Annotated in this window: 15 protein-coding genes; 12 read left to right on the plus strand and 3 right to left on the minus strand. The window is 44.5% G+C overall.

Annotated elements, in window-relative coordinates; all coding sequences use genetic code 11:
• From LZG73_RS00470 to LZG73_RS00510, 9 genes are all read left to right on the plus strand, one after another.
• Positions 1-543 (plus strand): phosphoribosylglycinamide formyltransferase (locus LZG73_RS00470; protein ID WP_233845527.1); only part of this gene is annotated, 543 nt, incomplete at its 5' end.
• A gap of 6 nt (positions 544-549) precedes the next feature.
• Entirely contained in the window at positions 550-1,467 is a 918-nt protein-coding gene (locus LZG73_RS00475) for a hypothetical protein (RefSeq protein WP_233845528.1), read from the plus strand.
• Positions 1,468-1,492: 25 nt separating this feature from the next.
• Positions 1,493-2,572 carry a hypothetical protein gene (locus LZG73_RS00480; RefSeq protein WP_233845529.1) on the plus strand — a complete coding sequence of 360 codons (1,080 nt, stop codon included), beginning with the start codon at positions 1,493-1,495 and terminating at the stop codon, positions 2,570-2,572.
• 189 nt (positions 2,573-2,761) lie between these two features.
• A complete protein-coding gene (locus LZG73_RS00485) occupies positions 2,762-3,403 on the plus strand; it encodes a porin family protein (RefSeq protein WP_233845530.1) in 642 nt (213 codons plus the stop codon).
• 202 nt (positions 3,404-3,605) lie between these two features.
• On the plus strand, positions 3,606-3,962 hold the full coding sequence (locus tag LZG73_RS00490; protein WP_233845531.1) for a DoxX family protein: 357 nt from the start codon (positions 3,606-3,608) through the stop codon (positions 3,960-3,962).
• 54 nt (positions 3,963-4,016) lie between these two features.
• A complete protein-coding gene (locus tag LZG73_RS00495; RefSeq protein ID WP_233846455.1) occupies positions 4,017-5,345 on the plus strand; it encodes a DEAD/DEAH box helicase in 1,329 nt (442 codons plus the stop codon).
• 60 nt (positions 5,346-5,405) lie between these two features.
• Positions 5,406-7,190: an ABC transporter ATP-binding protein gene (locus LZG73_RS00500; protein ID WP_233845532.1), complete on the plus strand. Its 1,785-nt coding sequence runs from the start codon at positions 5,406-5,408 to the stop codon at positions 7,188-7,190.
• Positions 7,191-7,527: 337 nt separating this feature from the next.
• The gene (locus LZG73_RS00505) at positions 7,528-8,226 is read left to right on the plus strand and encodes a ferritin-like domain-containing protein (protein WP_233845533.1); all 699 of its coding nucleotides are present in this window, start codon (positions 7,528-7,530) and stop codon (positions 8,224-8,226) included.
• Between the two features lie 20 nt (positions 8,227-8,246).
• Positions 8,247-9,065, plus strand: a complete 819-nt coding sequence (locus LZG73_RS00510) for a ferritin-like domain-containing protein (RefSeq protein ID WP_233845534.1) — start codon at positions 8,247-8,249, stop codon at positions 9,063-9,065.
• A gap of 96 nt (positions 9,066-9,161) precedes the next feature.
• Here the strand turns inward: LZG73_RS00510 and hemA are convergent, their stop codons facing one another.
• On the minus strand, positions 9,162-10,421 hold the full coding sequence (gene hemA / locus LZG73_RS00515) for a glutamyl-tRNA reductase (RefSeq protein ID WP_233845535.1): 1,260 nt from the start codon (positions 10,419-10,421) through the stop codon (positions 9,162-9,164).
• 206 nt (positions 10,422-10,627) lie between these two features.
• Here hemA and LZG73_RS00520 point away from each other — a divergent pair, with 206 nt between their 5' ends.
• Positions 10,628-11,905 carry a PAS domain-containing sensor histidine kinase gene (locus LZG73_RS00520; protein WP_233845536.1) on the plus strand — a complete coding sequence of 426 codons (1,278 nt, stop codon included), beginning with the start codon at positions 10,628-10,630 and terminating at the stop codon, positions 11,903-11,905.
• Between the two features lie 15 nt (positions 11,906-11,920).
• Here the strand turns inward: LZG73_RS00520 and LZG73_RS00525 are convergent, their stop codons facing one another.
• Positions 11,921-12,445 carry a hypothetical protein gene (locus LZG73_RS00525; protein WP_233845537.1) on the minus strand — a complete coding sequence of 175 codons (525 nt, stop codon included), beginning with the start codon at positions 12,443-12,445 and terminating at the stop codon, positions 11,921-11,923.
• Positions 12,446-12,476: 31 nt separating this feature from the next.
• Positions 12,477-13,004 (minus strand): hypothetical protein, encoded by a 528-nt coding sequence (locus LZG73_RS00530; RefSeq protein WP_233845538.1) that lies wholly within the window; start codon positions 13,002-13,004, stop codon positions 12,477-12,479.
• A gap of 39 nt (positions 13,005-13,043) precedes the next feature.
• On the opposite strand from LZG73_RS00530, the gene LZG73_RS00535 reads away from it, so the two are divergent.
• Both LZG73_RS00535 and LZG73_RS00540 read left to right on the plus strand, forming a co-directional pair.
• Positions 13,044-14,099, plus strand: coding sequence for an acyl transferase (locus tag LZG73_RS00535; RefSeq protein WP_233845539.1), 1,056 nt, complete (start codon positions 13,044-13,046; stop codon positions 14,097-14,099).
• Positions 14,100-14,338: 239 nt separating this feature from the next.
• Positions 14,339-14,938 (plus strand): gluconate 2-dehydrogenase subunit 3 family protein, encoded by a 600-nt coding sequence (locus tag LZG73_RS00540; protein ID WP_233845540.1) that lies wholly within the window; start codon positions 14,339-14,341, stop codon positions 14,936-14,938.
• Positions 14,939-14,983 lie beyond the last annotated feature (45 nt).

Raw genomic sequence — 14,983 nt, forward strand, 5'->3', positions numbered from 1 at the left:
TCAGGATCAAATGCAGAAAAAATTTGTGAATATTTTGCTGACCGGGAAGATGTGGAGGTGTCGTTGATTTTCACGAATAATCCCCAGGCTGGCGTCATCAAGCGCGCTTGCGAGTTGCAGATTCCTGTTGTATTTTTTGATAAAAAAACATTTTACCAAACCAATAAAGTGCTTCAAATCCTGCAAAACGAGCGCATCACCATTGTTGTGCTCGCCGGATTTATGCTATTGGTTCCGCCATTTCTGGTTGAGGCCTTTCCGAACAGAATTATCAACATCCATCCCGCTTTACTCCCAAAATACGGCGGGAAAGGAATGTATGGTCATTTTGTTCACGAGGCCGTTGTGAATGCGAAAGAAAAGGAATCGGGCATCACAATTCATTATGTGAATGAAAACTACGACGAAGGCAATGTGATTTTCCAGGCCACCTGCGCCATCGAACCGACCGACACTGCGGATGACGTGGCAACAAAAATTCACGCGCTGGAACACGCCAATTATCCGCGGGTGATCGAGGAGATCCTTTTTCCAAAGCAATAGCGGCATATGCTTTATTTTCTGTTATCGGTGCTTTTCACCGTCGCGCTTTACCTGATTATGCGTGCATTTCCACGTTACAAAGTGGACTCTTTTCACGCCGTCGTTTTCAATTATTATGCTTGCGTGCTTACCGGGCTGGTGCTAACACCGGATCTGCGATCGTTTCAAAATGTCGATTGGACCGCCAACGGAACGCTTATCACGCTTGCGTTGGGCGCAATGTTCGTGCTTACATTCATGCTGATCGGGCTTACGGCTCAAAAAGTGAGTGTGACCGCCACTTCGCTGGCTGGAAACATGTCGCTGGTGATCCCCGTGCTTTTTGGCCTGTTCGTTTTCAAGAATAATAACAAGGATTTTACAGCCATCAATTACGCAGGACTCGTCGTCGCGCTTGTTGCGCTGGCACTGGGCGTGATCCAAAACAGCAAGAAGGACGTCAGCAAAGGTGCATCAAGCAATGTTTCAACATTCAATCCACTGCTTGTGCTGCCGCTGCTCACATTTCTTGCAGCCGGGACGAACAACACATTGATCAATTATTTGTCTGCCAGATATTACGGTCCGGGCGAAACGACGCTTTTCATGATCATTGCGTGCACAGGCGCAATTCTGATCGGGACCGGGATTCTGATTTACAGAATCATAACCGGCAACGAACGCTTGAGATTGAGGAGTGTAGTCGGCGGTTTTATACTTGGCGTTCCAAATTTTTTATCCCTCTATTTCCTGCTTTTAGCATTGGCTTCCTTTGGAAACAGCGCAGCATTTGTTTTCCCGATTTACAACATTCTTACCATGCTGGTGTCGGCGTTGGCGGCTTGGCTGATTTACCGCGAGCAACTGAACCATCTTAATAAATTTGGGCTTTTAATGGCAGTCATTGCGATTGTTATGATTTCTTACCAGGAATTGGGCTTGTAACAAAATATTCCTCAAAAACTCCCTTATGCCGGAAACTGCTATTTTACATATTAATGAGCGTAAAAACGTCCTGAACAAACGACAAAAGGAATTTAATCAATTGTCGCAGAAAATTGAAGAGCTGGACCGCTTGATCCCCGAGTTGGAAAGTGCTTATGATCAAATGATCCAGCGCATTCCAACGGACTTAAACCCTCTAATCCGGGAATATCAGGACTATCGTGTCGAGATCGTCCACATTATGGACAGGACCTATGAAGCCGATCTGTTCCGGAAAATCTATCAGGACAAGCTTGCTTACCTGATTACCGAGAGTGCTTATGACCTCATCGCCCATCATGGTTATGACAGCTTAAAGCCGGTTTTCAACAAATATAGTCCTGTCAACATTGAAACATTGCTGGACCAGGAAAGAGCAAAGGACGCCAAAATCACGGACCCGGCATTTTTGTTGGAAAGTGAAAATGTTATCGAACCCACCCCGGTTGAGAATTTTCATGACTTACCCGAGGAAGAACAGCAAAGGATCAAGGCTGAGCAACGAGAAGAGCGACTTCATAAGCGCATTCAGGAAGCAAAGCAGGCGGCAGAGCAGCAGAAATCAACTAAGTCGGTGCGCACGGTTTATATGGATTTGGTAAAGACGTTTCACCCGGATCTAGAAAAGGATGAGGCTGAAAAGTTGCGAAAAACCGAAATTATGCAACAGGTTACGCAGGCTTATCAGGAAAATAACCTGCTCAAATTGCTGAAATTGCAGATTGAGCTTGACCGCATTGATCAGGATCAGTTGGAAAATCTAAGCAAAAATCAACTCAACTATTATAACAAAGTCCTGAAACAGCAGGTCGAAGAACTCGAACTTGTGAAGGAAAGCATTCAAAAGAGGATCTCGGCCGTTTGCGGTCTCCCCTATCAGCACGCAAATTCCATGACAACGGTGATTGTGAAATTCAATACGAATGTCAACGAAATGAAAGCGGAGATTAAGAACATTAAAAACACCGTGAAGCAATGGAAAATCCCTTCGCAATTAAAGGCATATCTCAAACCTTACCAGATTCCGGGGCAATCGTTCATCGAAGATTTGGATGACGAAGATTGACGATTAGGCATGATAATTCGCGGACTACGTATACAGGGTGTAGAACTAATTCCCCTTTATTCATTTAGATTAAATATAAATATTAGAGTATTTCTGCTTGCAATGAACGCATTACGATTTTAGCGCTTTCGGGGCAGGACTGGTATATAAATTGCTATTTAGTCGCAAATTTATATATAACCTACTCGAATGAAAAATTGTATTATTCTTTTACTTGCAGTTACAATGTTTGTAACGCAGGCGCAGGCTCAGGAAAATGTTTCTATTGGGCCGCTTGTCGGAGTTTCCATCGCCAACTTCCGTGGAGACGTTAACGGCACAGACTGGAAACCGGGATTAACCGTTGGTGGTTTCTACAATTACAGCTCAGAAAGCGGATTTGGGTTCAGCGGACAGCTGCTCTTTACACAACTTGGTGCAAAGGTTTTTGAAAAAACCAATGAGATCAATTTGAACTACATTCAGGCTCCATTATTAGCAACATTTTTCTTTGGCCAATATGGAGATAAGGTTCGTCCAAAGATATTTTTGGGACCTAACCTTAACTTCCTTGTGAGCGCAAGAGATAAGGATGGAAACAACCTGAATGGCAATTCTGACAATCGTGTTTACAGTCCGTTCGATCTTGGCTTGACTTTCGGAGCTGGGATCAACATTCGTTTGCAAGAAAAAATCTGGCTTAATCTGGATGCACGTTACGGCCTTGGCTTGATCGACGTGACGAAAGATGGCAACACAAATATTAAAAACCAGAATTTCGGAATCAATGCGGGATTAAGCTTCCCACTTGGAACTTACAACAGCAACACCGGCCGTTTGAGAACCAGATAAAACCGGAAATCACTCTTTTTTAAGCAAAAACCAGGCGCCATTTGGCTCGCCTGGTTTTTGCTTTATTTGTTTTTAAAAGCAGCTGACATTCAAGCATAAATTATCTTACACTGTTAAATAGCACTTTTATGATTGTAACATGCTCACAATCAGCAATATTTAAAGCAGGGACAATTTGCGCATTCACACTCAATTCAAAAGAATGAAAGATATAGGCCTGTATATTATGGCAATTTTATATGTCTTTACAGGCACACTGCACTTCCTGCGCCCGAAGGCATTTCTGCAAATCATGCCGCCTTATCTGCCCTGGCATTCGCAGCTTGTGTTTCTGAGCGGCTTGTGTGAAGTTGGGTTTGCGTTGCTGTTGTTATTCCCCGCAACGCGTTCAACCGGTGCGTGGCTCATCATTCTCTTGCTCATCGCAGTATTTCCGGCCAACATTCAAATGGCCATTGATTTTTATCAAAAGCACAATCCATATTTGTGGCTCGCTTTGCTTCGCCTGCCCTTGCAGTTCGCTCTCATTTGGTGGGCGTGGCGCTATACAGGGAAATGATGCGCCGTTTACGCGGATAAGGCGTAACTTTGCACATTATTTTTAATTGATATGATGACTTTCGAAGATCTAAATCTCACCAAGCCCTTACGCAACGCCCTCGCCGATCTTAACTATGTAACGCCAACAGCGATTCAGGAGAAGGTTTTTTCGGTAACGATGTCGGGTAAAGATGTTTGTGGGATTGCCCAGACCGGAACTGGTAAAACATTTGCTTATTTGCTTCCTACACTTCGCCAGATAGAGTTTTCCAAGGACAGGCTGCCACAATTGCTCATTCTGGTTCCCACGCGCGAGCTCGTGGTGCAGGTGGTTGAGGAAGTGCGCAAATTGAGCGCTTATCTTACGCTGGAAGTGGTAGGCGCTTATGGCGGCGGCAACATTAAAGTGCAAATGGCCGAGTTGAAAAATGGCGCGGACGTGGTCGTAGCGACGCCAGGGCGATTATTCGATCTCGCATCAAACGGCTCATTGAAAACCAAAGCGATCAAAAAGCTGGTGATCGATGAAGTGGATGAAATGCTTAATCTTGGATTTCGGACACAGCTCAAAAAAATCCTCGATCTATTGCCTCAAAAACGCCAGAACCTGCTCTTCTCAGCGACTCTTACTCAGGAAGTTGAGGTGCTTATGCAAACTTACTTTAACAACCCGGTGCGGATTGAGGCGGCTCCCATAGGCACGCCGCTGGACAACATTGAACAGAAAGCTTTTTACGTTCCCAATTTTTATACAAAAGTCAACCTGCTGGATCTGTTACTGGAAGAAAATGAAGACATGAGCAAAGTGCTGGTCTTCGTCGCAACCAAAAAATTAGCGGACCAGCTCTTTGGACAACTGGAAATGGGTTATCTGAACAAGATCGGCGTCATACATTCTAATAAGGAACAGAATCATCGGTTTAACAGTGTTAAACAATTTCACGAAGGCAATTATCGCATTCTGATCGCCACAGACATCATTGCACGTGGATTGGACGTTGCGGAAGTCTCGCATGTTTTCAACTTTGACATTCCTGAAATTCCGGAAAACTACATTCACCGCATTGGACGAACCGGTCGTGCGGATAAACGCGGCGTGGCGATTTCTTTCATAACCGAAGGTGAAAAAGAATATCAAGAACAGATTGAGGCGCTCATGAATTATCAGATTCCGATCGAGCCTTTGCCGGAAAATTTGAAAATTTCAGAAATTCTGACGCCAGATGAAGAGCCTCATATTTTTATGAAAAGCATTGACGTGAAGCTGCCAAAGCGCGAAGCTGGCGGCGGCGCTTTCCATGAAAAGATTGACAAAAATAAAAAAGTGAATGTGCGGCGTAATCATGCGCAGGAGAAAATGCAGAAATACGGCCGCCCCATTAAACGCTCTGGCAAAAAGTAGAGGCACAGAAATTGGGATAATTTTAGGAAACGCACATTCAAGCTTCTGCTACACATTCATATGAGCATCTGGCAAATATTCCAGCGCCTGCAACCCTACGTTAAGCCTTACCGCAAGCAAATATTTTTTGCGCTTTTCCTCACATTACTAGGCGCTGTCACTGCGCAGGTTAACCCTTGGGTTTTGCGCTACACCGTGGATTCGGTGCAGGCAATGCTTGACAAAAAGTGGGGCATCATTCAAGGCAAAGATCTGCTTATCCAGATTTCAATTATTCTTTTCGTTAAGGAGATTGTCAACTCGCTGATTGTGTTCGGGCAGCGCTATTTTGGTGAAAAGATCCGGATCAAGGTTTCAAGCGATTTGGCTCAGGAGGCGGTTAGTCGCATTCTCAAATATAACCTGGCCTTTTACAGCGATAATGACAACCAAAAGGGCAAGCTGCAAACCCGCATTGACCGCGGCGTCGAGAGTTTGACCAAGCTGATCCAAAATTTCTTCATTGACATCCTGCCGCTTTTTGCCAATTCCATTGTCGCGTTAGCAGTCATGTTCAGCGCTAATTTTTACGTCGGAGGCATTGCGCTGGCCATCCTTCCCATTTATTTCTGGATTAGTTACAGGCAGGCGGGTGAATTGCAGGGCGTGCGCCGCAAGTTGAAAAGGCAGCGCGAGAACAAAAGCAGCGGTCTCATTAATCTGATCGAATCCATCATTGTTATCAAATCATTTGTCCGGGAAAAATTCGAAGGGCAAAAGCAATATCAGACCCAGATGGAGCTGATGGAAACGCAGCTTAAAACGCGCCGCACCAACTTTGCCTATGACGGAATCAAAAGTTTTATTGAACAAATCGGCGTCGTTTTCATCATTATTTTGACGGTTTATCTCGTTTTGGACCAGCAAATGTCCATCGGGGCGATAATGTTTCACATTCTTCTTTTTAACAACGTTTCCGCTCCCATCCGCCAGCTGCATCGGATTTATGACGAGATGAACGACGCACTCACTTATTCCGAAGGATTTTTTGACATTCTGGACGCAGATAATGCTGTTGAAACAAGCGGCAAACTTATTCCCGAAGCAATTAAAGGGGATTATGTCCTCAAAAACGTGTCTTTTGCTTATCCGAATGGCACCAAAGCATTGTTTAACGTCGATGTGAACATTAAATCGGGTCAGACGACTGCGCTTGTCGGATTATCAGGCGCTGGAAAAAGTACGTTAATTAACTTGCTGGTAGGCTTTTACCCACCCGATTCAGGAACATTGACGCTGGATGGCCGTCCGCTGAATGATTATGATTTGCCTGCTTTGCGCAATTCGATTGGGATGGTGCTGCAAAAAAATCACATCTTCAAAGGGTCTATTGCTGAAAATATCCGTTATGGAAAAATGAGCGCTTCTGACGAAGAATTGATTGAGGCTGCACGAAAGGCTTATCTGCATGATCAGATTTTAGAACTTCCGGCGCAATACGAAACCGATGCGCAAATGCTGTCAGGCGGACAACAGCAACGCATTGCGATTGCCCGACTTTTTCTCAAAAACCCGCCCGTCATTTTCCTCGACGAGCCAACCGCCAGCCTCGACGCCATTGCAACGGAACAAATCAAAAATAGTCTGGATGCCATCAAGCAAGGCAGAACGGTTGTCATCATCTCCCACAGTCTATCCCAAATCCTGGATTCGGATCAAATTTACGTCATGAAAAAAGGGCGCATTGCGGAGTTCGGCACGCATGCGAGTTTGTATGACAGTGAAGGCGTTTATCGTGAAATTTTTGATGCGTCCGCCCGGAGCCTTAACCTGGAAAAAATGATCGGATTGCTCAGCAAGGATTGATCGTTTGAAGAATTTACTAACAGCAAGATTAAGTTGAAATTCCCCGGCTGTTAGCGCTTAACATAGCATCTAACAGAAAAAATGTGGTGACATTTAACGTGTCTCCACATTTTTTTTGACCAAAATATACTTTTTCAAAAAACTTTTAACCCGAATAATGCAATGTTCAGGCCGTATAACATTCGTTAATATAGGATAAATACAAAATAATAATTTCGTATTCCCAAAAGTTGCAAGATAGTTGCGAAGTCGTTAAATCCATCGGGAAAATATTTCCGTAAGTCTGGCAGAATCCGGTGGGAAAGCGGATCACAATAAACTTCAAAAACTTTTTGGTATGAACAAAACATTAACTCAAATCTCTGAACCTTCTGACGGCGCAATGCTTTCAAAAGTGGGCAGACGTTACTTCCTAAGATCCGCAGGCGTTGCTGCTGCGACGGGAGCATTTATCCTAGGTGCCTGCACGGAGCAGGACTTGGTGACAGACGACACAGTGAACCTGGGTTCAGGCGACATCGGCATTTTGAATTATGCTTATGCATTGGAGCAACTGGAAGCTGCCTTCTACACACAGGTGATGGCGACTCCTTACCTGAACATGACGGATATGGAAAAATGGATCTTGACGGATATTCGGGATCACGAAATCGTTCACAGAGAGTTTTTCAAAACAGCATTGGGAAGCGCGGCGATCAAAGGCCTTACTCCTAACTTTTCAGCCATTGATTTCGCAGATCGCAGAAGCGTTTTGGGAGCGGCAAAATTGTTTGAAGACACAGGTGTTGCAGCTTACAATGGTGCTGGAAAATTGATCAAAAGCGTTGATTATTTGCTGATTGCAGGTAAAATCGTTTCAGTTGAAGCAAGACACGCATCGGCAATCGCAGATTTGATTAACCCTAACGCATTGGAATTTGCAAGTGGCCAGATCGATGAAATGGGCTTGGAACATGCATATTCTCCATCAGTTATTCTGAGCGGCGTGCAGCCATTTGTAATGGATAAAATTAGTGGAAAAGATCTGCCACGCTAACTCTTAAAAAACTTACTGACATGAATATTTTTAGAATATTAGATAGCATTCAACAAGTAGACGGTGACGCAGCAGGACGCCTGGCGCACTCGACTCGTCGTATGTTTATGAACCGTGTAGGCAGCACACTCGCTTCGGCAGCTGTCCCAACTGTATTTGCTTCAATTGTAAACAAGGCTTACGCCGCTACGCCATCTGTAACAGATATACTTAATTTCGCTTTGACGCTGGAATATCTTGAAGAGACATTCTACTTCCAGGCGAACAGAATGACCAACTTTATTCCTGCGGAATATACATTGGTTTTCCACCAGATCGAAAGACACGAGACACAACACGTAACATTCCTGAAATCTGCTTTGGGTGCGGCTGCTGTTGACCGTCCTCAATTTGACTTCACATATGGCGGCGCATTTCCTGATGCATGGACTAATTTCATGACATTCATCACGATTTCAGCTGCTTTGGAAGACACAGGAGTTCGTGCTTACAAAGGACAAGCTGGTAACCTGATCGGTTCTCCTCAGATCTTGGAATATGCATTGCAAGTTCACTCTGTGGAAGCTCGTCACGCATCGCTTGTGAGAAGAATCATCGGTAAGTTGAAAAACGATCCAATGATGAAAGGCTGGATTACGCAAGATAAAGGCTTCCCGCCGGCAGTTTACAAAGGCGCAACGCCTGAGTCAAACACTGTTCATGGTGGTCTGGATGCAGCAACACTTTCCGGAATCGGCTCTATTTCAAGAGACAACGTAACAGAAGCATTTGACGAACCTTTGACTATGGAAGAGGTTTTGGCAATAGCAGGACCATTTATTAAGAAAATGGGAATGTAATAAGAAACAATTAATTATTGTGGAGGGTAAGGTAATACATAAGAAAGGATGGCAAATGCCATCCTTTCTTTTTGATATCGAATAAATAAAAAATGCTTAGTGCTTCTCTGGTTGTTTTTCCAGATTGAAAAGGTCGTTCAACACGTCGATCAGTGTTTCGGCCTCGCCTCGCTTACACGCTGCTTTGAGTTGCAATACGGGCAGTTTCAATATTTTTTGCATCATGCTGGAAGTGATGCGCTCCACTTTTTCCAATTCAGAATCAGACAGGTTTTTGGTAAAACGGGTCAGTTCTTCTTTTCTGATCTGTTCCAATGCGCCTTTCAATTTTTGAATGGTTGGCGAAACGATCATTTCCTTTGACCAGTCATTGAATTCCAGAACGGCTTCATCAATGATCTCTCTCACATGCGGCACTGCTTCTAAACGGCGATGCAATGCTGCGTCTGCCTTAGAACGGATTGAATCGATCGTGTAAAGCATTACGCCTGGAATCTCCTCAACCTCAGCAGAAACGCTGCGGGGAACCGAAAGGTCAATAAAATATTTGAATGACATGCCGCGCAGGCGAACCATCATTTCTTTTGTAAAGAAAGGCTCGTCGCGGACAATGGAAGAAACAATAATATCAGCCCGTGAAATCTCGGATTCAATGTCAGAAAAATCAGCAACGCGAAATCCAAGTTCCTCAGCCAGCTTATCCGACTTATCCCTTGAACGGTTAATGATCGTTACTTCTGCACCTTGTTTCTGAGCCAAATTACGACAGACATCAGCGCCAATTTCACCCAATCCCACGATTAAAACTTTGGGATTTGGCATCAAACCTTCCAGCAATTCGACGGCCGCATATGAAATAGAAGCCGCGCCATCCCGGAAGAAAGTCTCTTGCGCTACACGCTTATTGGCGAAGAATATGGTGTGTAAAAGTCTGTGTAAGAAAGGCCCGGCCATGTTAAGATCAGCCGACCATTGATATGCATGCTTAATCTGATTAGGAATCTGCATGTCGCCTACAACCTGCGATTGCAAGCCTGTGGCAACTTGAAACAAATGCTGAACTGCACCATCACCATCAGCAAAACGCTCAAAATATCCTTTAAACGACTCAATATCAGAGACGCCTTTTTGAATTAAAAGAATTTTTATGATCTCCTCATTAAAGTCAGAGGCCGACGAATAATATATTTCTGTGCGGTTGCAAGTGGAGACAGCAAGGATATCAGACACATCGAAAAAATCCTTGAGGCGCAGCATAATGCTCTTTGCCTCCGCCTCATTCAATGCAAGCTGTTCTCTGATGGCCAGAGGAGCATTCCGATGTGATAAACTTATTGATTTGAACTGATTGTACATCACTGGTTCTTATTCTACAGACAAAAGTACGGCACAAAATTTACATTAAGAACGTGTACAAAGCGGCAGCAGTTTATTTAGAAATCGTATAAATAGCAATCTGTCAACGGAGACAATAAACCCACTTAAAACCCACTAAGCCCAAATATTTTACGTTATTTACAGCATACAACATTAACGCCGGGAAATGCGTGCCCGACCATTGAATGATTAGCGAAACTCCAAAGCAAAAGCCCCGATTTCGGCTGCATCCGGTTGCCATCCTGAATAGCCAGCGTCTGCGCCGGTCTCTGATGGACACATATGATCAGAAAAGCTTCTATAAATACATTATCGGCATCATTCTGTTGATGCTCAGCATCGGCTCGCTGTTTTATACGGATAAGTTGGTGGAAGAGCTGGAACAGCGCGAGGAACGCGAAGTGCAGCTTTATGCCGAAGGAATGCGCTATGTTTTTAACAGCCCGTTTGATGAGAATTTCAATGTTGTTTTCCAGGTGATTCAGGATGCGGTGAATTTTTACCAGATCCCGGTTATTTATGTAAACGAAAATAACATTCCCAATCCCAACAAGAACATTGAATTCCCAAGTAAAGCTGGTCCTGCCGAGCGCGAACGCATTATTCAGGAAAAGCTTGCGGATATGAAACTCGAACATCCGCCGATTTCGGTTGATCTGGGTCGCGGGAGATTAGGTTATATTTATTACAGCAACTCGTTTTTGCTCACCCAGTTGCGTTACTATCCGTTCCTGCAACTTTCGGTGATGCTGTTGATTGGCTATCTCGCTTATCTCGCATTCAGCTCGGCGCGTAAAGCCGAACAAAACCGCGTTTGGGTGGGTTTGGCGAAGGAAACTGCGCATCAGCTGGGAACGCCGCTTTCGTCATTAATGGCTTGGGTGGAATATTTCAGGAGTGACCCGACCATTGACCCTTCCATAGCAGAGGAAATTGAAAAAGACGTGATCCGATTGGAAATGATCACCACGCGTTTTTCCAACATTGGCTCTGTGCCGACATTGAAGGATGAGCCCGTAACTGAAATTGTGACCAATTTTATCAGTTATCTCGAAAAGCGGGTTTCTTCAAAAGTGAAATTCTCTGTTTTTAACGAGCTTGCCAATGAGCAGACCGCGCTGATTAACAAAAATCTTTTTGAATGGGTGATTGAAAACGTGTGTAAAAATGCCGTTGACGCTATGGGCGGAATTGGCGAAATCAATGTAACGCTTCAAGCGCCGCCCAATACAAAGGAAATCTGGATCGACATTGCGGACACCGGAAAAGGCATGAGTAAGGCCAATATGAACAAAATTTTCAATCCGGGATTCAGCACGAAGAAACGTGGCTGGGGATTGGGACTCACTTTGGCCAAAAGAATTATTGAAAATTACCACTCCGGAAAACTCTTTGTCAAAAGCTCCGAAATTGGCAAAGGAACGACATTCAGGATTTCCCTGAATGCCAACATTATCGAGTAAAGAGTAGGTTAATGCTTATTCGTATCCCGGAACGGTGATCACGTCCGTCTCCACTTGGTTGCTGTAATGCAACGCGCGATCCCGAATTCTGACTTTGTATTTTTGTTGCAGATCAACCATGCTTCTCGCATAAGGCCTTCTGACATTCAGATCAAGCTTTCCATTGATCGGACCGCTTTTACCATCCGGCTTCAAAACGGGCATCCATTTCACTGAATCACCTTGAAGAATTCGCTCGTCCCAGGAGCCATCGGACTTTTGCGTCATGGTAACAAGCTCGTAATTGCCGGTTCCGCCATACTGCGCTTTAAAATCATCATCCGACCGTTCTGCCGCCGTCGCACCCAAATCACCTTCTTTGTCTTCGAAAGTTACTGTGATCGTCACGAGCTCCACCAACTTATTGCCCGCTGCGTCTTTCTCTGTTGACTGATCGATTGCGGCATATTCAATCCTCGGCACCGAATCAAATTCCGGTGTAGGATAGCAGCCAGCGAGCGTGACCAATGAAGCGATTACTAATTTTGGAGCAGTCGTCATGAGCAGTCAATTGGAATGACAAAATGATATGTTAACGATAACCCGGAACTTGAATGCTGTCCGTTTCGATTTGATCGCTGATGTGCAATGCGCGGTCGCGAATGCGAACTTTGAACTTGACAAACACCGGAACTGTGCTGTTGCCATACAGGAAGCTCGTGTTAAGATCCAGCTTGCCTTTGATCGGGCCCGGCTTGCCATCGGGTTTCAAAATCGGCATCCATTTGTATTGATCCTCAGCAAGAATTGACTCCGTCCACTTTCCGTTGGCGCCCAATCGGGCAGTAATGAGCTCGTAATTTCCCCAGTTTCCGTAAGGCCTTAAGAATGTAGAATCCGAACGTTCCACATCAGTTGCGCCTAGGTCACCATCACCATCTTCAAAATCAATGGTAATGATCACATTTTCACGAATGGGCTTTTGAGTAGAATCGTTTGTTTCGGTTTGCTGGTCTATTCCGTTGTAATATATCTTTGGCGTATCACTAAAGTCCGGGATATCGACGCAGCCAACTGTGCCAAGCGCCAAAAGAATGAATAGGGAAACTTTCAATTGCATATTAACTTTGTCTTTTATATTTCTACGAAAGTAACAGTATTGGAACTTCAAAACAACAAATCTGAAACCGAAATCAGGCTCGCGCTCCGCAGGGAAATCCTGCAATTGCAGCCTGCTGATTTTGAGCGCTTAGCACTGAAAATATTTCGTTTTCAAGCTGCTTATAATCCGGTCTACAAGCGATATATCAGCCATTTGAACATCAATTCGGAACAAGTTTCCACATTGGTTGAGATTCCGTTTCTGCCTGTTCAGTTTTTTAAGAATCATATCATTCAAACCGGCGAGCTGCCTGCGGCTGCTGCAATTTTTCAAAGCAGCGGAACAACGGGGCAACAAACCAGCCGCCATCATCTCTTCGATCCCGAACTTTACAAGACGGTTTCAGCACGTATTTTTAAGCAAAATTTTGGCGATCTCACTCAGTTCCATATCCTTGCCCTGCTGCCTTCTTACCTTGAACGAAACAACGCTTCACTGGTGTATATGATGCAACATTTTATTGATGAAAGTAGGTCCGAATATTCGGGTTTTTATCTCAATAATGCTGATGAAATGCTCGAAAGACTGGCATTTCTGGCTGCGAATCCGGATGGAAAGCATGTGCTTTTACTGGGCGTAACCTTTGCCTTGCTCGACCTAGCTGAAAGCGACCGCGACTTATCTGTTTTGGGCAAAATAGCAAACCTCAAAGTGATGGACACAGGCGGCATGAAAGGCAGGCGGCAAGAGCTGCTTCGGGAAGAAGTCCACGACATTTTGACCAGCAATCTTTTTGTCGATAAAATACATTCCGAATATGGCATGACCGAAATGCTTTCACAAGGTTATGCCCACGGGTTCGGGCTTTTTGTTCCGGGCAACACAATGCGGATTTTACTGCGCGACATTAATGATCCGTTTGCAAAATTTGACCACAATATCAGCAGTTCCAAAACCGGCGGCATCAATGTCATCGACCTCGCCAATCTCGACAGCTGCTCTTTCATTGAAACGCAGGACCTGGGCCGGTTTGGCGAAAATGAGGGTTCGTTTTACGTAATGGGGCGCTTTGATAATTCAGACATTCGCGGTTGCAATTTAATGGTAATATAAACCGTTTTTAACTTCGGCGTCGATGTTCGAGGCAAGTTCAGCCACGCGCATTAATGCTTTTTTAATTATTTGCATTTCGTTGAAAGTGAGCTCTGTAAGCTGGATTAGCATTATATAGAATTATTCTAACAATCCGTAAACAGAGATTATTTCCTAAATTAGCGGACATTTGGAAATTGCATTTATCAAATGTATTATTACATTATTGCATTGTTAACCTATCATATAAAGTATATCAAATGAAAAGACGTGATGCCCTAGGTCGTGTGGCACTGTTAATGGGTGGTGCGCTTTCGGCTCCCACCATGCTGGCTTTTCTGGAAGGCTGCAAAAAAGCAACCGACACCGCAACCGGAATGACCTTTCCGTTCCCTGCGGACAGACAAGCGCTGGTTTCGGAGGTTGCTGAACTCATTATCCCCAAAACGGACACGCCGGGAGCGAAGGATGCGAAGGTGGGTGAGTTTATCGAAAAAATGCTGAAAGACTGCTACACAGCAGCCGATCAGGAAAGCTTCAATAAGGGATTAGAAGAACTGGAGAAAAAGGATTTCCTAAAAGCAACGCCTCAAGAACAAACGGCGATTCTTACTGAAATGGAAAAAGCTTCGAAAACAGAAATAGCCAACGCCGACAAGGAGAAGAAGAAATACACAGAGGCTGGGAAAGAATATACAGATGCAAGCACTCCTTTCTTCCGTTTGCTGAAAGAATTGACGCTTCTGGGTTATTTCACATCAGAACAGGGCGCAACGCAAGCATTGGATTACGTGGCAGTGCCCGGGCGATATGACGGCTGCATTGACCTGAAACCGGGACAAAAAGCATACGCACTGTAAGCCAGTTGCATTGAGATTCCTTTCAAAAGGCTGTGATGGCCAAGT

Origin of the sequence: Dyadobacter sp. CY326 (assembly GCF_021390515.1) — a bacterium.
Lineage (GTDB): Bacteria > Bacteroidota > Bacteroidia > Cytophagales > Spirosomataceae > Dyadobacter.